17 protein-coding genes and 1 pseudogene are annotated in these 18,816 nt (G+C 28.9%); 4 read left to right on the plus strand and 14 right to left on the minus strand.

Features of this window, described 5'->3' with window-relative positions; genetic code table 11:
• Positions 1–111: 111 nt before the first annotated feature.
• The 5 genes from K7H06_RS12630 to K7H06_RS12650 form a co-directional block, all read right to left on the minus strand.
• On the minus strand, positions 112–1,626 hold the full coding sequence (locus K7H06_RS12630; RefSeq protein WP_246637527.1) for a UvrD-helicase domain-containing protein: 1,515 nt from the start codon (positions 1,624–1,626) through the stop codon (positions 112–114).
• A 48-nt stretch (positions 1,627–1,674) separates the two neighbouring features.
• Entirely contained in the window at positions 1,675–2,028 is a 354-nt protein-coding gene (locus K7H06_RS12635) for an AAA family ATPase (protein ID WP_223036404.1), read from the minus strand.
• Entirely contained in the window at positions 2,010–4,247 is a 2,238-nt protein-coding gene (locus tag K7H06_RS12640; RefSeq protein WP_223036405.1) for an AAA family ATPase, read from the minus strand. The genes K7H06_RS12635 and K7H06_RS12640 overlap by 19 nt, the downstream gene beginning before the upstream one ends.
• Before the next feature lie 397 nt (positions 4,248–4,644).
• Positions 4,645–5,559 carry a leucine-rich repeat domain-containing protein gene (locus K7H06_RS12645; protein ID WP_223036406.1) on the minus strand — a complete coding sequence of 305 codons (915 nt, stop codon included), beginning with the start codon at positions 5,557–5,559 and terminating at the stop codon, positions 4,645–4,647.
• Positions 5,560–5,707: 148 nt separating this feature from the next.
• A complete protein-coding gene (locus K7H06_RS12650) occupies positions 5,708–5,878 on the minus strand; it encodes a hypothetical protein (protein WP_223036407.1) in 171 nt (56 codons plus the stop codon).
• Between the two features lie 163 nt (positions 5,879–6,041).
• Between K7H06_RS12650 and K7H06_RS12655 the strand changes: the two genes are divergently transcribed.
• Complete coding sequence (locus K7H06_RS12655; protein ID WP_223036408.1) at positions 6,042–7,661, plus strand: recombinase family protein; 1,620 nt, start codon at positions 6,042–6,044, stop codon at positions 7,659–7,661.
• An 11-nt stretch (positions 7,662–7,672) separates the two neighbouring features.
• Here K7H06_RS12655 and K7H06_RS12660 read toward each other — a convergent pair whose 3' ends face one another.
• The gene (locus K7H06_RS12660; protein ID WP_223036409.1) at positions 7,673–8,035 is read right to left on the minus strand and encodes a hypothetical protein; all 363 of its coding nucleotides are present in this window, start codon (positions 8,033–8,035) and stop codon (positions 7,673–7,675) included.
• A gap of 122 nt (positions 8,036–8,157) precedes the next feature.
• On the opposite strand from K7H06_RS12660, the pseudogene K7H06_RS12665 reads away from it, so the two are divergent.
• Both K7H06_RS12665 and K7H06_RS12670 read left to right on the plus strand, forming a co-directional pair.
• Positions 8,158–8,361: pseudogene (locus K7H06_RS12665) on the plus strand (spermidine/putrescine ABC transporter ATP-binding protein); the annotation flags it as partial.
• A complete protein-coding gene (locus K7H06_RS12670; RefSeq protein ID WP_223036411.1) occupies positions 8,354–9,193 on the plus strand; it encodes an ABC transporter permease in 840 nt (279 codons plus the stop codon). The pseudogene K7H06_RS12665 and the gene K7H06_RS12670, both read left to right, overlap by 8 nt.
• Positions 9,194–9,279: 86 nt before the next feature.
• On the opposite strand, the gene K7H06_RS12675 is transcribed toward K7H06_RS12670, so the two are convergent.
• Together K7H06_RS12675 and K7H06_RS21550 are read right to left on the minus strand one after the other, a co-directional pair.
• The gene (locus K7H06_RS12675; protein ID WP_223036412.1) at positions 9,280–10,020 is read right to left on the minus strand and encodes a hypothetical protein; all 741 of its coding nucleotides are present in this window, start codon (positions 10,018–10,020) and stop codon (positions 9,280–9,282) included.
• 123 nt (positions 10,021–10,143) lie between these two features.
• Positions 10,144–10,239: a hypothetical protein gene (locus K7H06_RS21550; RefSeq protein WP_425514955.1), complete on the minus strand. Its 96-nt coding sequence runs from the start codon at positions 10,237–10,239 to the stop codon at positions 10,144–10,146.
• A gap of 357 nt (positions 10,240–10,596) precedes the next feature.
• On the opposite strand from K7H06_RS21550, the gene K7H06_RS12685 reads away from it, so the two are divergent.
• The gene (locus K7H06_RS12685) at positions 10,597–10,797 is read left to right on the plus strand and encodes a cold-shock protein (protein WP_223036413.1); all 201 of its coding nucleotides are present in this window, start codon (positions 10,597–10,599) and stop codon (positions 10,795–10,797) included.
• A gap of 198 nt (positions 10,798–10,995) precedes the next feature.
• Here K7H06_RS12685 and K7H06_RS12690 read toward each other — a convergent pair whose 3' ends face one another.
• From K7H06_RS12690 to K7H06_RS12715, 6 genes are all read right to left on the minus strand, one after another.
• Positions 10,996–12,660, minus strand: a complete 1,665-nt coding sequence (locus K7H06_RS12690; RefSeq protein ID WP_223036414.1) for an ABC transporter permease — start codon at positions 12,658–12,660, stop codon at positions 10,996–10,998.
• 3 nt (positions 12,661–12,663) lie between these two features.
• Positions 12,664–13,449: an ABC transporter ATP-binding protein gene (locus tag K7H06_RS12695; RefSeq protein WP_425514917.1), complete on the minus strand. Its 786-nt coding sequence runs from the start codon at positions 13,447–13,449 to the stop codon at positions 12,664–12,666.
• Positions 13,450–13,590: 141 nt separating this feature from the next.
• Positions 13,591–13,836, minus strand: coding sequence for a hypothetical protein (locus K7H06_RS12700; protein WP_223036416.1), 246 nt, complete (start codon positions 13,834–13,836; stop codon positions 13,591–13,593).
• Positions 13,837–14,022: 186 nt separating this feature from the next.
• Complete coding sequence (locus tag K7H06_RS12705; protein WP_223036417.1) at positions 14,023–15,645, minus strand: DEAD/DEAH box helicase; 1,623 nt, start codon at positions 15,643–15,645, stop codon at positions 14,023–14,025.
• 237 nt (positions 15,646–15,882) lie between these two features.
• A complete protein-coding gene (locus K7H06_RS12710; protein WP_223036418.1) occupies positions 15,883–17,226 on the minus strand; it encodes an AfsR/SARP family transcriptional regulator in 1,344 nt (447 codons plus the stop codon).
• A 19-nt stretch (positions 17,227–17,245) separates the two neighbouring features.
• On the minus strand, positions 17,246–18,799 hold the full coding sequence (locus K7H06_RS12715; RefSeq protein WP_223036419.1) for an amidohydrolase: 1,554 nt from the start codon (positions 18,797–18,799) through the stop codon (positions 17,246–17,248).
• Positions 18,800–18,816 lie beyond the last annotated feature (17 nt).

Here is an 18,816-nt window from a genome sequence, read left to right on the forward strand (position 1 = left end):
CTTTCAAAGGTATTTTTATTATTTTTGTAATTTCTTTTACTGTTTTCGTATACCATATTCACCTTCAAACCAATCTATTATTTAAAAACTCTCCATAATAGAAGGTCTTAGTCAACATTCATGAACGTTATCTTTCCCAAACCACTCTTTAGCTTTATTTATTATTGATTGTGATGGATTATGATAAAAAACAATCAGATTTTCCTTCGCTCTTGTACAACAAACATAAAAAATTTTTTGAGTTCTTAATAGGATTTTATTATATGATTTTTGTTTGCTCTTATTTAGAGAAGCATATAGGCTATCATTTAATAAATATTCAAAATTATAATTATTCCATCCTCCACCATCTAAAATAACAAGTACATTATCAAATTCAGCCCCTTTAATTTTATGTTGAGTTGAAAAAGGGGTATACCCCTCTAAATAGTAATACAAATTTTGAAGCTCTTTAAATTTAACCTTTTTTACACGATTATAAATATATTCATTTTTTTCTACAAATTTATTAAATTTATCATCTTTTTTACAAATTCTTTCTTCATCTGCAAAGTCTATAACTTCTTCAATAGTACATTCCGACATAGATTTAATCTTCTCAATAATTGCTTTTACTTGCCTCTTTTTTGTTATTGAGTCTATTTTAACCTCTGTTTTTCTAATAAATTCACTATATTTTTTTTCTTCATATAATTGAACGAGCAATTGTATTTTAAAAAGATGTTTTATTATATCATCTCTTTTAGACCCTTTTTTATTTTCATCATCCATATCGTCCTTTTTATCATCTATTAACGAATCCTTATTTAAGTAGATTTTTCTCACATAAGAAAATGGTAAATCTTTAAGTTGTTCATATAATTCATTCTTATCTATATCTTCAACAATCAAATCAATCTTTAATTGTTTTTGTTTGTTTTTTACTGGAGCCAACTCTACTACTTGACTAAAGGTTGCATTTTCATCAACTGGAATTTTCTTTGTCTTAATTTTTTTTAGTATGTCATTTTTAAATTGTATAATTGGATCTTTATCATATATATTCATAAGTTCACTAAATCCTGCTTTAGGGGCTATTAAGTTATGTGTTAAATTCAATTCTTTAGTTTCCTTAGCATCATCAAATCGCCAACCATGAAAATACTTAGTACCTCTTAATTTTCCTAAATTATTACTTGATGAATATAAAAACTTGATATTACCTTGCTTAACTTGTCCATTCTCCATATTTGGAGCATTATTATCTTCTGATGGTTCTTGTATCAATCCATCTACTCTTACCTTGTTTGCTAAATTTATAACTAGCTGAGGATTTCTTCTATTTTGAAGCTTTCGAACTTCTTGTACACTTTTTAAATCAATATACTTACTCAAGTCACCAATCCCATCTTCATAAATAGATTGCATTGTATCACCAAAGAAACCAACAATACATTTTTTTCTACTTTGCTGAATATACTCTAGAAATATTTGTACAACTAATGGGCTTGTATCTTGATATTCATCAATAAATATAAACTTATATTTATCTTTTAATATATCGCATAATACTTTATACTTCTTATACATGTAATTAGCTAATATAAGAACTTCATCATGCGAAATTTCTCCTTTATTTATATTCAAATGCTCTTTATAACTTATTCCGTATTCAAATGTATTAACATACTCCTGTCAAATATCTGCACTCGGGTTTTTGATTTTACATTCTTTATCATTTATAAGTATCAAAAGTGATTTTTTAAGTTCTTTTTGAAATCTTTTTATATTATCCCATAAAAAATCATGAATTGTAGACACTCTTAAATTTTTATGATTAACCCTTTCTTCAATTTCTTTGACAGCAGCATTAGTATAGGTCATACAAGCTATCTGATCTGTAGGATGTTGCCTAATAGTTTCCTTTATAACTTGTACTAAAGAGTAAGTTTTACCACTGCCAGCACCTCCACTTAATAAAAAATTTTCTCCATTTTTAATATGCTCAAAAACTTTTTCAACTTCTAGTTCTAATCTTGCTTCAGCCATAACAAACCCTCCTTTATGTAATGGGGTATCTCCCAATTACTAAATTCATTTCCTTTTTTATCAGGTTTGCTATTAAGTAAAATTTCCATAGCAAAAGATGGTTTTTTACCTATACAATTTTCAGCTAAATCATATGCATCTTTAGTTAGATCATCGAAATATTTAATATGTTTCAAGCTTTTAAAATTTTCCTTATTCTCTATAATAAATTTTCTATTTACATGAAAAAAAGCGTCCTCAAAACTTCTAGCATGATATGAAGCTCCATTTTCATTTTCTTCAGAAACTTGATAAGTAACCGCTATCTCCCCGATTGCACTCTGCTCCCAATTATTTGTTTCTGAATTTCTTGTCAATTTCTTTTTTTCAAATTCTAAATTCTTAAAATACTCTAATTCATCCTTAACATTTTCAGATGGTAATTCTTCTAAATACTTTGCACAAAAAAACTTTAATGAAGCATTTGTTGTTATTGTTCCATTTTCACCATCTACCCTACATGGAGCTGGCACAAATTTTACATTCCCCTCTTTTTTTATTTCACTCTTTTCATCTTTCTTTTTTTTCTCTACTAGCTTTGCTGAATCTATATCTGTTATAATTAATGCCTTTATTCCAATAAAATCAATAAACCGTTCAAATATATGAGAATATGCACCTACTTCAACAACTGAAATATTTTGTGACAGCATTGGGACTCCATTATCTTTTTCCATTTGATCAATTTTTTTCATCATTGCAGGTAACAATATTCGTTCCGTATCACCTTCAATTAATATTGCTTTATCTGCAAAAAATAATTCAGAACGATTTAAAGTTAAATATTGTTTTAAAAATTTAAATTGCTGTCTTCCCTTTTCTTCGGCCTTAGAATACTCTAACTCTAAATCTTTTAAATTTTTTGCAAGAACACACCCTTGTTTTTTCTTATAAAAATATTTTATATCATTAAAATCACTTTCAGACGTTATATGAGAAGAGTGTGTTGTAATAACGGTTTGCATGTCAAATGAATTTTTACCTTCACTACCATTACACCCATCTCTCAAAATATCTTTAATATTTTTTATAAATACATACTGCATCTGTGGATGAGTATGTGCTTCTGGCTCTTCAATAAAAAACAAATTAATATCTGCTGGCTTTTGGTTTTCTTTTCCGTCCTTTCTAAATTCGCTCAAGTCCACTTCTATTTCAAAAATCATGCTAATCAAATTTAAGTACCCTAATCCATTATAATTCTCTGGTAGCAAATTAGCATCATTATGATTATACATTACTGTTGTATTTCCTTTTAGTAATTCTTTGCGTTTTAGTGAAGACACTATCTGAATAACCGATTCGCCAGGTTTTATACCTCCAAATTTTTTTACTTTCCCCACAACATTATCAAATAAATTGTCATATATTTTATTTAACTGCCTATCCGTACTAACAATTTGATCTTTAAATTTATCTATTGCTACCTTTTGTTCATCATTTTCCTCAATCTTTTCATAGTATTTCGATGAAAGCACTGAAAGTGTATTATCAGTTTCTACGTTTGAAACCGACCTACGTGCACTTATATATTTAAATCTAATAATCTTCTCTAAGTTTATTTTATTCTTATCCAAATCTATATACTCATCATTTTTTTCTTTTTTATCGATTAAATCATATGCAATAGATTTTTTTGAAGATTTAAAGAATTTCTTATATTCATTTTTAATAAAATTTCCAAAATAATGTTTAGCTAATTCATCTCTATTTTCATATTTTTCATCTGCTTTTACACGATTGTCTTTATATTTATTATATTCATCTTTTAACTTATTAAATTCATCTTGAGATAAAGTATATTCAAACCCCAAAACTACATTTTGATTATCAGGGTCTAAGTCCATTATAACCTCACTTATATTAGATAAATCATCATCTTCATGATATTGTATAAACAGTTTCATAGAAATCCCTATAGGGAAAAATGTATCATTTTCTATTGGACTATAATTACTTTCTACTTTTTCTTTCAACTCTTTCTGAAAATCAATATTAAAATCATCGTATGTAAAATTGTTTATATTTGATTTATTTCCAATAAATTTATCTAAAATAGATAGTAATGAAGTTTTTCCACAGTTATTTTTACCAATAACTACAGATAAATCATCTTCTAAATCAAGATCAAATTGTTTTAGCAAACGAAAGTTTTCTATTTTTATTTTCGAAATTTTCATAGCATCACTCTTTTCTTAATATATTTAAATCTTCAATTATATACACTAATTCCTTTAAATCAAATAAAACGGACATAACTTTTACATTTCTATATTCCATTATATAACAATTTCCCCATTTTTTCATCTCTATATCTTTCTACATTTGATAGATAAACTTTCTAAAATACCCCAAAATAATATTAAAGGAGTTTCCTTTTAACAGGACACTCCTTTATCTACATTTTTATAAAAATTAGTTTATATACATATTCAATCCACTACTCTTAATTTTTTCAACTTCAATTCCTTTTTTCTTAGCCTCCTGTTCAAATTCATCCATATTTGGAATATAACCGCCCTGAATGCTAATCTTTTCTAAATGCTCTAATTCAAATACTTTACTAATATCTGTAATTCACAATTCATAGAAATCTAATTCCTTTAGCTGTGGGAATTTTTCGATACCATCAAAACTTATTACTTTCCCATCTGCAATATTTAATCTTTCTAAATTAGCTGGTCCTTCTAGTCCTATCAAATCCTCAAAATCCATACCTTGCACGTCAAACCTTTTTAGATTTGGAAAATTATCTAAACTATCTATTTTACCACCTTTAGGATATAGGATTTCAAGCCTCTCCAGAGATTCCATATTATCAATTTTCTCAAGTTTATCTACATTTGCATACCAAACCAATAGATGTTTTAAATTACTCAACTTTCCAATAGGTCTAAAATCATGAATGATGAAGCCATCAGATATGTATATATACTCAACATCTTTAAAATTTTCAATCCCATCTAGATTATTTATACGATCATCATCATCTAACCCTAATTTTCCTATCCCCTTTAAATCCTCTTCTTCTACTTTTCCCTTAATGTTATATTCCTTTTTTACATATCTATAAAAATTTTTATCTTTGATAATATTATTTGCATACATATAATAATCTACAGAAAAAAATCCAATCAATAGTATAATAATTAAAATCTTTTTTTGTAGCTTATATGTTACGTTCTCTTTGTTGAAAGCATTAATAATAATCCATGAAAATCCACTAAAAACAAGGATATAATTAGGTATGTATATCCCATATCTAAAAAGAATATAATTACCAATCATCATAGTTGAAAAAATAATTCCTTCTTTCTCTTTTGTATTTTTTGTTGCTTTTCTTATTAAACGAGATATCAAAAAACCTATCCAAACAGCTGGAAACGCTCCGTCAAAAGAAGTATCCCTTATAAATAAATGTACCCACATTAAACCTATTATAAAGATTACTGACCAAAAGCTATCTTTTTTGTACCATTTTTTAGTTTCCATAGTCTCCCCACTTAAAAGTATTTTTTATAAATTTTATTCGTGCGTATATCTTGTTTCTAAGCATACTACCTCTATACATTACCATTATTTTACTATACTCCATACTGCATTTCAATATAATCCCTCCATATAATAAATTGGCATCAATTTATGTATTTTTCAACCTCCTCAAAATCTCATCATACACAATCTTTCTCTCATCTATATCAAGCTTATTCACCCTTCCAATAACAACCTTCGCTAAAGCTCTTGCCATTCGTTTTTCTAAAACACTTTTATCGGGAATGTTGACGACTACTTTGATTTTTTGTTTTGGCATATTTGTACATCCCCCTTCTTTATCTAATTAATATTAAGAAATGGGTTTGTACTATTCCAATTTGTGTAATATTGTCCACTTCATTGATGTATTTATAAATAATACAAGTACTAAAATCCCGCTGTTGCGTAAAAATATGAATAACTACTTATACAAGGAGGTGATGAACATATCAACCATTGCCATATATTCTCGTAAATCGAAAGCTACTGAAAAAGGTGAATCTATCCAAAATCAGATAGACCTTTGCAGAGATTATGCAAAGAAGCATTTCCAAGGAAATAATTTTCTTATTTATGAAGATGAAGGCTACTCTGGTGGGAATAGTAATCGACCTAAGTTTCAAAAGATGCTAAAGGATTTAAAAAAGAAAAAGTTCCAGGTCCTTATTTGCTATCGGTTGGATCGGATCAGCAGAAATATTTCTGATTTCTCAAGTTTAGTTGCTCTCCTTCAAGAGTACAATATTGATTTTGTATCCATTCGAGAACAATTCGATACTTCTACTCCTATGGGACGTGCCATGATGTATATTACTTCTGTATTTGCACAGCTTGAAAGAGAAACCATTGCTGAAAGAATCAGAGATAATATGTTAGCCCTAGCTAGAACAGGCAGGTGGCTTGGGGGAAAGACTCCTATGGGATTTAAGAGTAAAGGAAGTACATATTTCAATGTAGAAAATACAAAGAAGAAAATGTATCACCTTACTCCCATTCACAAGGAACTAGAATTAGTAAAAGTCTTTTATAAAAAATATTTAGAACTAGGTTCCCTTACAAAACTTGAAAGCTGGGCATTAGAAAGTCACATAAAAACGAGGAACAATAAAGACTTTGATAAAAGTATTTTAAAAGTCATTCTTACTAATCCTGTTTATGTTATAGGGAATAAAGTAATATATGGGTATTTTCAAAATCTTGGTGCTGATATCGCTAACAAGGCTGAAGAATTTGATGGTACGCATGGGCTCATGGTCTATAATAAGCATGATGAAAAGAAAAATAGGATTGTAAGAAAAGATCCTTCTGAATGGGTAGTTGCTATAGGAAATCATGAAGGTATCATTCCTTCTCATGAGTGGATACGAGTACAAAATTTATTAGAGGGAAACAGCCAAAAAGCTCCTCGAGTAGGTACTAGCAATATTGGATTGATTACCACATTACTGCGGTGTAAAAACTGTGGTTCTAAGATGAGAATTTCCATATCTAAAAAAGAATATGGAACCTATTATTACTATAAATGCTTAATGAAAGAAAGATCAAGGGGTAGTCGTTGCAATATTAAAAATTTAAATGGTAATGAAGCAGATGAATTTGTGGTGAATGAACTGAAAAAAATGAGTCATGCAAATCATGATTTTTATCAGTTCCTTTTGAATGAAAGAAAGAAATTAAACAATTTATCTACTGTAAACAACGTTGATAAAGATAAGCTTTATGAAGAATTAAAAGAATGCAAAGCTGCGATTGGTAACTTAACCTTACAGTTAGCAAAGAATCAAGATTCAAAGGCATCCAAATATATCATTGAGCAGATAGAAACCTTTGATGATAAAATTGCTGATATACAAAACGAATTAGAAAATACAAACGAAAAAAAAGAATCTACAAATCTACAAAAAATAAATATAGAGATACTACTCAGTCTTATAAAAGATTTTGCAAGTAATGTAGATACTCTTACTTTTCATGAAAAGAAGAAAATAATGAATGAAATCATCGATGAAATTACTTGGGATGGTAAAACTTTAGAAATTAATATTTTACCCCATCTTTAAATACAAAATAATTAATTATGCTCAGCCTTTGCTTTTCTAGATTCTATTATCATTACTATGATTGTAATGATCACACAGGCTAATGCAAATATTGGTACATACGTTAAAAACTCAACTACACTAATATGAAAGCTACTCGTACTAGGTGCATCTGTAGACATCCATCCTATAAACACTATAGGAAACCATAAAACAATATCTAATATAAAGAAACGTATAGATTTATTGCGCTCTTTTCGTAAAAGCTCCATATTAGATGTGTATTCTCCCGATAATAAACAGAGAATAATTTTAGGTAATAATATGACTGGATATAGGTATGGTAGTGTTACTGCTAATGCCACTATTGGCATTACTATTTCAAGAATAAACATAGGATCATTCCACCTTTATATTCTAATCAACTCTATTTTATCATTTTTTACATTAATATCCAATTTATTCTTTTGTTTTCTGTTCCTTACCTATTATATTAGTCAAATTTTTTATCATTATAATCCGTCTTTTTGAAGACATAGCAGAAGCTATATCTATGGCAGATAGAGTAGTCGTTCTCTCCAAAAGACCTGCTATGGTAAAAAGTATTCATGAAATTCATCTAACACTTGAAAACGAAAGAACACCTCTTTCTTCTAGAGAAGCTCCTGAATTTAGACATTATTTTAATTCTATATGGAAGGAGCTTGATGTTCATGTTTGATAAAGTAGTAGATTCTAAAAAAGGCAAAACTCTAAATTATCAATTTTCTAAAGACCATATGAAATTTTTAGCTGTAGATAAAAAAAGAAAAAAAGCTATCCTTATTACACAATTATCCTTACTTGTAGTATTTTTTGCCCTTTGGGAAATAGCTGCTCGACTCGAGTTAATAGATACCTTCCTTACAAGCTATCCCTCTCAAATGTGGCATTTATTTTTAAAGCTTGCAAAAGATGGGTCTCTATTTAAACATATTGGAGTAAGTACTTTTGAAACTGTTGTAGGCTTTTTACTAGGAACTTTTTTCGGAACTTTAGTTGCAATCCTTTTATGGTGGTCAGATTTTGTTTCTAAAGTATTAGACCCTTATATGGTTATTTTAAATGCACTTCCTAAAACAGCCTTAGCACCCATTATCATTCTTTGGGCAGGAGCAGGGATTACAGGGATTATTTTTACTGCTCTAACCATTTCAATCGTTGTTACCATTTTAGGCGTATATGGAGGATTTACTGAAGTTGATGAGGATAAAATAAAAATGCTTCAAACCTTTGGTGCAACAAAAGTACAAACACTTCAAAAAGTAATCATTCCAGCAAGTATTCCTACTATCATTAATGCCCTTAAAATCAATGTAGGCCTTTCTTGGGTAGGGGTAATCGTTGGAGAATTTTTAGTATCTCAAGCAGGAATAGGATACTTAATCGTATATGGCGGTCAAGTATTTAAATTAGATTTAGTTATGACAAGTGTTATTATATTAGCGATTCTTGCATCTCTTATGTATCAAGGGGTAGCCTATTTTGAGAAAAAATTAATGAAGGGAAGATAAAAACAAATAGGGACTCTCATCTATCAAAAGTCCCTATTTTTCTTTTCATTCTATCATTTCTATTCCTTCCATCTTCCTATAAACTTCTACAGAATTCGTCCATCTTCAAAAGTACCTAAAAATAAATCATCTATAGCAATATAAATAGGATCGTCTACTATTTTAGAATCCTGTGATTCTTCAATATTATTTATTTTCTCGGGTTCATCCATCTTATCAGTCTCATTGGAGACATCATAGATATATGCTCTCTGTTGATCAAGTAAATGTTCATATCTTATATGCCCAAACATAAGATTAGAATTTTGTTTCTTTCTATAAATCCATTTCTTCTCGATCTTATCGTTCTTTAAAATAAAAATATCCATTCCTTTGTAAACTTGTCCTTCTCTAAAAACATATATATACATCTCATCATTTTGTTTTGATTTTTCCACAGCAATTTTACTTACTTTATAAATTTCATCACCTTTTATATCATTTTCATTTGACTCAAATCCAAATTCTCCAACTTTTTTGAAGTTATCTGTTGTCTCTTTCATGACCAACACATTTTCATACTCTGGATGTATAGGATTATTAACAATATATAAACGATATAACTTATCTAATTCATATGAGAACAAAGGATTTTGTGGCACTTGTTCTACTTGTTCATTCAAGTCCTTTTCATACACAGATGTATCTACATCTCTTTTATCTATCTCTGCATCAACATGACTCTTTTCCACTACAGAACTTGCTGTATTTTCTTTACTACACCCTGCTAATGTAAAAAGTAATAATAATACTACTATTATTTTTCCTATACTCATAAATTTTTTCATTCTTCCACTCCTCGTACATATTTGAACAGCTTTAAGATATATCATACACTAATTTTGAATATTTTTCCAACATCTTGACTTTATTATCCTATAACTACAACCGTATCCATCGTAGTTACTATTTTAGACGTCTATGGAGGCTTTAAAGAAGTTGACGAAGATAAAAAATACTACTTCTAATTCATCTAAATGACCTTTGAACATGCCTGACGTTGGAATAAATTCAAATTCGTGTACAAAATTTTTTTCACTTTTTAAATTAACATATTCATTCTACATTCTTTTCATATAACCGTCAATTTTAGCTTATATTCCACTGCCTTCAACTTTATGCGACAATACTCAAAAATACATATGACCTTAAAAACTTTCGTATTGATTTATCATTTTATCAATCCTTGTATCCCTGATGTATCAAGGCCTAGCTTATTTTTAAAAAAATTAGCAAAAGTAAGATAATTTTTGTAATAGAATATAAAAATATCTCCAATAATATAAATAACACGTTGCTATTTGTATCTACATATGATATACTTAGCTACGAAAATAAAATTTAATTTTTTGGAGGATTTTTAAATGAAAACAGGTACAGTTAAATGGTTTAACTCAGAAAAAGGTTATGGATTTATCTCAGTAGAAGGTGGAGATGACGTATTCGTACATTTCTCTGCAATCCAAGGAGACGGATTCAAAAGTTTAGAAGAAGGTCAACAAGTTGAATTCGAAATTACTGATGGAAACAGAGGACCTCAAGCTAGCAACGTAACTAAACTTTAATCTAAAAAAAATATTATTTTATTATATAGTAAATATGAAACCTATTAGTTTTAGCGTGTCTAGAAAATAATATATTTCTATTTATGTATATTTAAGATAATAACAACAAAAAAGAGTTATTGCCTATGCAATGACTTTTTTTTATAAGATCATAAATAAGTGGATGAAGAGTTTATGCTCCTCATCCACTTTTATAATTTATGTTAAATTTATAGACTGTTTTTGAAAACTTTTCTTCCATAAAAATACATTGAGTATAAATACCACTCCTAAATAAATCATTCGTCCATAGCTTGAATTTCTCACTAAAAAATGTATCCCTGCTAAAACCCCACAGATAAAGGCTGCGAAAAAGAATGTCCCTAAGCTATTTTCCTGAACATGTTTAAAATCTTTACTAAATGGAAGTTCCTTTGATGAATTTCTAAAAACCAATATGCTGATTAAAAGCATATTTAGTAAAATCAAAATCAAATCAATTATAATTTTATACCCATAAAATAATGAAAATATAAAACTTACAAATAGCAAAACAGGAATATGATACTTAAGCAGAAAACCTTTCCATGCTCCCTTATATATATGCGCATAATTTTTTATAGGTAAGATCTTATAAATCCACACACCTTTGTACTTTTCACTTGTGTTGAGCATCAAAACAGAACTAGACATCATCTGTACTGTCAAATAGATAAACAAATATAATTTATTCTCAGCCATCTCATCCTTAATTGTTGCCATAGAATTACCATCAAAAAAATCTCTTCCAATGATAATTAATGGAAAAATTGCTGCAAAAGCAATATTAGGATATATTTTTAGTTTCAGCGTTCTTTCATTTGAAAGCATATTTTGGGTAAATCTAAAAAATATATTTTCCATTTTTTCAAAGCAAAAAATTCTTGCTATTTTTTTATGAATTCTTCCTTTTATTTCATAATATTTAGCATTTTTAGCTTTATATTGATTTAATTTAGAAAGATTTTTTTCAAAATAAGGGATCACCATCTTTATATGTATGATTAAAGCTACTATTGGTACTAAAATACATAAAATACTTAAATAAATATTGTGTTTTGCATAGTTATGATTAATAAATAATTCAAAAGGAGCTGAAAACCAAGCCGTAGGTATAAAATACGTCCACCACTTTGGTGTGAAAACCATGTCATTTTTAAATATATGAAACATACGTCCTATAAACTGATAACCAATGGTCATGGTAATAGACAATATAATTTGAAAATAGGTAATTATATCCTTTAACTTTTCTCCATCAAAAAAATGAAGAATAAAACAATATAACAAAGAAGATAGAAAAACGATAAAACCTGCAATGAATATTAAATTCACGAAAAATAAAACACCAAACAAGAATCCGTATTTTATTACCCCTGCTACAAAAGAAGGTCCTGCCATACTCATAGTAATCATAAATAAATAAATGAAAATATGAAGTACCTTGGCTATATTCATAGTCTTTGGATCTATAGGCTTTGTCAATAAGATATTTTTATCCTTTATATCTAGTAACACGGATGAAAAGTCTGAAATCATAATGGTCATAATCATAAACATCATCATCCCAAAACAAAAGTTTAGCTTTACAAATAATGATAAAGGAGAGATCATGGTAAACATAATAATCAAACCAACAAACCCATATCCCCACAAAGACTTCATAAACAAATTCTTGTCCTGATCATCATCTTTGTTTTGATTATTCATGGCTGTAGGCACTCTTCTCATGTCCATAATTAATTTTAGTTGTAATATTTTTCTCATAACTTTATAATTTACTCCTGATTTCTCAAAAACAAACCGAAATTTATCTAAAACTTTTAAGGATCTGAAATCTTTCATTTCTTACACCTCCTTAAGAATTTTGATAAATTCATCTGCAATCTCCTTGTGTTTATGAAATCCTGTCAATTGATTAAAGATTTCTTCTAGAGATCCTTCCATGCTTTTTTCCTTTAATTCCTCAAAAGTTCCATCTGCAACAATTTGACCATTATTCAGAAGCAGTATGCGATGGCTTATTTTTTCTACAACTTCCATAATATGAGAAGAATAAAAAATTGTTTTCCCTTGTGCAGCAAGTTTGGATAAGATTTCTTTAAAAACCATTACGCTATTTGCATCTAAACCACTTAAAGGTTCATCTAAAAACAATATATCAGGATCATGGAGTAAACTTGCTATAATCAATAGCTTTTGCTTCATTCCCTTTGAATAAGAAGAAATTCTACTATAAAAATGTTCTTCTATTCCAAATATACGCATCATCTTTTTTGCTTTATCTTCTACAATTTCTGTCTCCAACCCATAAACTTCTCCTAAAAAAGTAAGGTATTCATAGGCCGTTAAATGCTCATATATTTCAGCAGTTTCTGGTACATAACCAATTCTTCTTTTATAGGCTATTTTATCCACTGAAATATCTTTTCCGAAAATCTCTATTTTTCCTCTATAGTTATCTAATATGCCAAGAAGAATTTTTACTGTAGTACTTTTCCCAGCCCCATTTGGTCCAATATATCCTATGATCTGACCTGGGTAGATTTCCACATTGATTCCCTTTAATATGTCTTCTCCTGCTCCATAATTCATTCTTAAATCATTTATTGTAATAATGGGTGCATATTCCATATTCATCCTCCTACTAAGTAATATAAGCTTACAATCATCCATAAGGATTATGGAACATTATACCATATCCTACATTTCCTTAAAAGCACTTTCAAAAACATACAAAAATTACCTGCTATCCAGCAGGTAATCCTCTCATCCTTAAAAAATCTTTTGAATTTCTTCATGCTTATAACCTTTTATGGTTTTTTCCTTTGCTTGATTGATAATCAATAAGTCTACCCCATCCTCTTTAATTTTAAAAATTTTCCCCTTCTGCTTTGTACCAATCACATTTACTGGCGCACCCACCTTTAAAAGTTTAATTCTTTCACTATTACAAGCGCCACACTTATTAGAATCCTTTTCAACCCTTCTGCATTCTGTACAATAATAAAGTTTAGCCATTTTAGCTCCCCCTCACCTTTTGTAATCGTCATTATATTTTCTATTCTATAAATATTCTGAATTTCCTCTTTGTTTTGTAATTTCTTACATAAAATTATTCCTTTATCCATAAAAGAAATAAAAAAAACCGCACTACCTTTATAGCACAGTTTTTCTATCCTCTTCTTCAACTAAGAGCCTACTCATTTACTTTCTTCTTTTTCTTTTTCTTCTACCTTTTCTCCCTGTAGCAGGCTCAATCATGATTGGATTACCTTTTATAGTATTTTTAGTCATCTTCTTAAGTACTTCTTCTGCGTATTGTTCCGGTACTTCTACAAATGTATAATCATCATGAATATCAATCACACCTATGTTTCTTCCTTTAACGCTTGTTTCTCCAGCAATAGCTCCAACTACATCCTTAGGTCTTATTTTTTTGTTCTTACCAATATTGATAAACATTCTTACCATGCCCTCTTCTTGAGCACCTGTATCTCTTACCTTTTTAAAAGTTTCAGCTTTTATTTCCTTAGCCTCTGGCATTGCTAGCTCCATCTTAAGAAGAGCTGCTGCAACCTCTATGGAAGGACAATCATCCTCTATTAATTTCTCAACAATTTTAATATACTTTTGAAGATTACCTTCTTCGATTTTTCTTTTAATTTTATCTACAAATGCCTCTGTCTTTATTGTTTCAATATCTTTAATAGTAGGAATAGGATGTTGTTTGATTTTTTTCTTGGTATATTTCATGATATTTTTCAAAAGATAAAAATCTCTTCCTGTTACAAATGAGAAGGAGCTTCCTGTTTTTCCTGCTCTTCCTGTTCTACCGATTCTATGAACATAATAATCTTCATGAGCTGGAACATCAAAGTTAAATACATATTCTACATTATCTATATCTAATCCTCTTGCTGCAACATCTGTAGCAACTAGAATTTCTATATCTCCACGCTTAAATTTATTCATTACATTCATTCTTAAAGTTTGCTTCATATCCCCATGGATTTTATCTGTTAAGTAGCCTCTACTTTGTAAAAGATCTGTAACTTCATCTACCTTTTTCTTTGTATTACAAAATACGATAGAAAGCTTTGGATTGTACATATCTATTAATCTTGTTAAAACTTCTAATTTATCTCTTTCCTTTACTTCTATGTACATTTGTTCGATATTTGGTGTTGTTAATTCTTTATGAACCACCTTAACAATTTCAGGATTATCCTGATATTCATTGATAATCTCTAGTATAGCTCTAGGCATTGTAGCAGAAAAAAGCATTGTTTGTCTTTTTTTCTTTACACTTTGTAGAATGGTTTCTATATCTTCTCTAAATCCCATATTCAACATTTCATCTGCTTCATCTAATATAAACATTTCTAGATTATCAAGCTTTAAAGTTTTTCTTCGAATATGATCCATTACTCTACCAGGCGTTCCAATAACAATTTGTGCGCCTTTTTGTAGACCTTTAATCTGTCTATCTATAGATTGTCCTCCGAAAACTGGTAAAATATTTATTCTCTTTTTATATCTTCCAAGCTTTGAAAGTTCCTCTGAAACTTGTACAGCTAGTTCCCTCGTTGGACATAATATAAGTGCTTGGGTTTCTTTTTTATCCGGTGATACTTTATCAATAGCAGGTATTCCAAAAGCTGCTGTTTTTCCGGTTCCAGTCTGGGCTTGTCCTACTACATCTCTTCCTTCAAACACTAACGGAATAGCTAATCCTTGTATAGGTGTTGTCTCTTCAAATCCCATATCCTTTACTGCTTGTTTGATTTCTTTTGAACATTCTAAATCTTCGAATCTAATTTTTTCCATTTAATCATTCCTTTACCTATTTTAGTTCAACAAATATCTTATTATACCATTAATCTGCTACTTATAGTATTTTTTTCTTATTTCTTTTAAATATTCATACCTTATAGTATTTTTTTATCCGTTCAATAAAAAACAACCGTCTTTTACTTTATTACTGATTTTCTTATTTGTCAATAATATTATTGCCTTATTTCTAAAAAAATAAAAAGAAGATGAATTTTTAGAAACCTTTTAAAATTATTTGCAAGAATCTATTAGATTCATATACTTCTTCAATTCATTCATTTTTTTGTTTTTTATATCTCCACATATAATCAGCTCTATAGGTACATTCTGATTTTTGAATAAATAGTATTTTAAAAACTCAAATGACTCCCCATCTATATAATGAAAATCTTCAATCATAATGATAATGTTTTCAATTTTCACTAACATATTGATTAATTGTTCTACGCCATTAAAAATTCTAGTTTTTTCAGTTTTTATACTTAAAGAACCGTTAATCGTCACACTTTCATCAACGCTTAACACCCGTGACTGTATTCTTAAAATATCCTGCCAATAATATGTTTCTAGTTTTTTTAAGTCTTCTTTGTGAAAAGAAAAAATTAGCTTTTCCACTAAATTTGACATCCAATAATACGCTACATTATTTAAGGGATAACAGGGGTTATTGATCATCATTTTTTCTCTTGTCTTACATAGTCCTGCTCTTATTCCTTTAAACTGTTCTTTTGAATAAAGAGCAATTTGAAAATTTATATCTATTTTATATGGATTCATTTTTTCTTCTAAATTATTAAATTGATTAAATTCTGTATTGCTTTTCTTTATTTTTTCATAAAGTTTTTTCGTGGATTCCATAGGTCCGATATTTAATTCTTCTCTTAGAATAGTACAGCATCTTTCATATTGATTTAATGCGGCATTTCTATCTCCTAGTTTTATATAAATCTTTATGAGTTGTACATAAAGTTCCTCTTTTAATGGATTAATCATAATCATTTCTTCTAATATATCAATGGCTCTATGGCATTCATCATCTGCTTCATATAGATATGATAATTTATGAAGTAGATCTATATATTTTCTTTGAGTTTTTTCTCTCTCATAAAAGGTCCAATCATTGAACTCTATGCATTTTTTTAAATAAAACTCTTCAAGAAATTCACCTACATACAGTTTTTTTACTTTTTCCAAATCATTTTTATGCTTTTTAAAATTTTTTTCATCTATATCCTTTAAAATATCATTCATCTCAAAAATATCTAAATAAAATTTAGTTTTAGGATTAATTCTACAGGTGTCTTTATTGGTTAATATAATTTCTTCACCATTCTCATCCTTTTTGATAATTTTTCTAAGGGTCCATAGATTATATCTTAAATTATACCTAGCAGAATCTATATTGCTAGAATCCCAAAAATATGCAGCTAATTTATCTCTACTAAACTTTTTTTCTCTATTGGCAGCTAAATAACATAAAATCCCAGCAGCTTTATTACTTAGTTTTTCTAATATAGGCTTATTATCCCATATTATTTTTAAATTCCCAAGCATATATATTTCTAGTTTAGCCAATTACTATCACCCTTTATATCTAATCTCTAAGATTATTTTCATACAAAATGTTTCCTTCTTTTATTGTAGCTAATACTTGTATTTCTTTGATTTTTTCTTTCTGTATTTTTAAAGGATCCTCATTTAAAACAACAAAATCTGCATATTTCCCTTCTTTAATACTTCCTTTAAAGTGATCTTCAAATACTGCATACGCTCCATTAATTGTAAACATTTTTAATGCATCTATAGGACTAACACCATGTTCTAAAACTGGATGATTTACTGCTGCATGAATGCCAAGTATAGGATTCATTGGTGTCACATCACTATCGGAACCCCCAGCTATGATTAACCCCTCCTCCAAAATAGTTTTAAAAGGATTGGCTTTTTTTCTTCTTGTTTCTCCTAATCTTTTTTCATACATCTGTCCTGAACTTCCCCAAAAATATTCGTATGCTGGCTGCATAGATAACATCAATCCTAATTTCTTTGCCTTTCTTATTTGATCTATACTAGGCAATTCACAATGTTCAATTCTATTCCTATGTTCCTTTCCTGGATAAATGCTTTGTGCATATTCATGAGCTCTTAAAATCTGTTCAATAGCACGCTCCCCAATAGCATGAGCACTAACTTGAAGATCGTTTTTATAAGTTTTTAAAATAAAATCATTGATTTCATCCTGGGAAAAGTAAAGTTTTCCATTTGTAGATGCATCATCAAAATAAGGCTCTGACAAAGCAGCTGTTCTAGAACCAAATGATCCATCTAAAAATAATGCTCCTCCAATTCTTCTTAATCCTTTTTCTAAAACTTTCTTCACATTGATTGTCTGATAAAAAAGACTCACATCAATAGGAAAACTATCTTTATTTTCATATACAAATTCAGCATCCTTGTCATGGAAGGTAAATCCTCCTTCCATAGCATTTAAAGACGTTACTCCTTTTTCTATGGCATTTTCTAATACATGATTTACTCCTTTTAGTCTCATGCGATTTGAAAGTTTATTTAATATTTGTTTTCTTACTAAAGCACTCGCTCTTCCTGTCAATACACCTGATGGTGTGTGATTTTCATTTCTAATAATGCCATCTGTATCATAAGGAATTCTTAACTTGTGCAAAGCTAATGAATTGACTATACTCGTGTGGTACTCTACTCGATTAATCCATACAGGATGATTTGGCGCACATAAATCAAGTTCATATCTATTAGGCAATCTTTTTTCTTTTATTTTCAGTTCATCTAAACCTATAGCTCGAATAAATTCTCCCTTAGAAATTTTTTGAGTCTCTTCCTCTATACAATTTAAGATCTCTTTTATACTATTTACATGACTTAAATCCAAACTTAAACTATTTAGCCCTGTTTGGACTAAATGAACATGACTATCATAAAAACCTGGAACCAACGTCTTTCCTTTTAAATTTATTGCGTCTATTGATTGGTTTAAATAAGACTTGTATCCGTCTCCTATTCCTAAGTCAAAAACCTTTCCCATCTTTACCATAACCCAATTACATATTGGTTTCTCTTCTTCTAAACTGATAATGATTCCATTATATAAAAGTAAATCAACTTGTCCCATTCCCTTATTCCATCCTT

Origin of the sequence: Crassaminicella profunda, from assembly GCF_019884785.1 — a bacterium.
In the GTDB taxonomy this organism is placed as follows: Bacteria; Bacillota; Clostridia; order Peptostreptococcales; family Thermotaleaceae; genus Crassaminicella; species Crassaminicella profunda.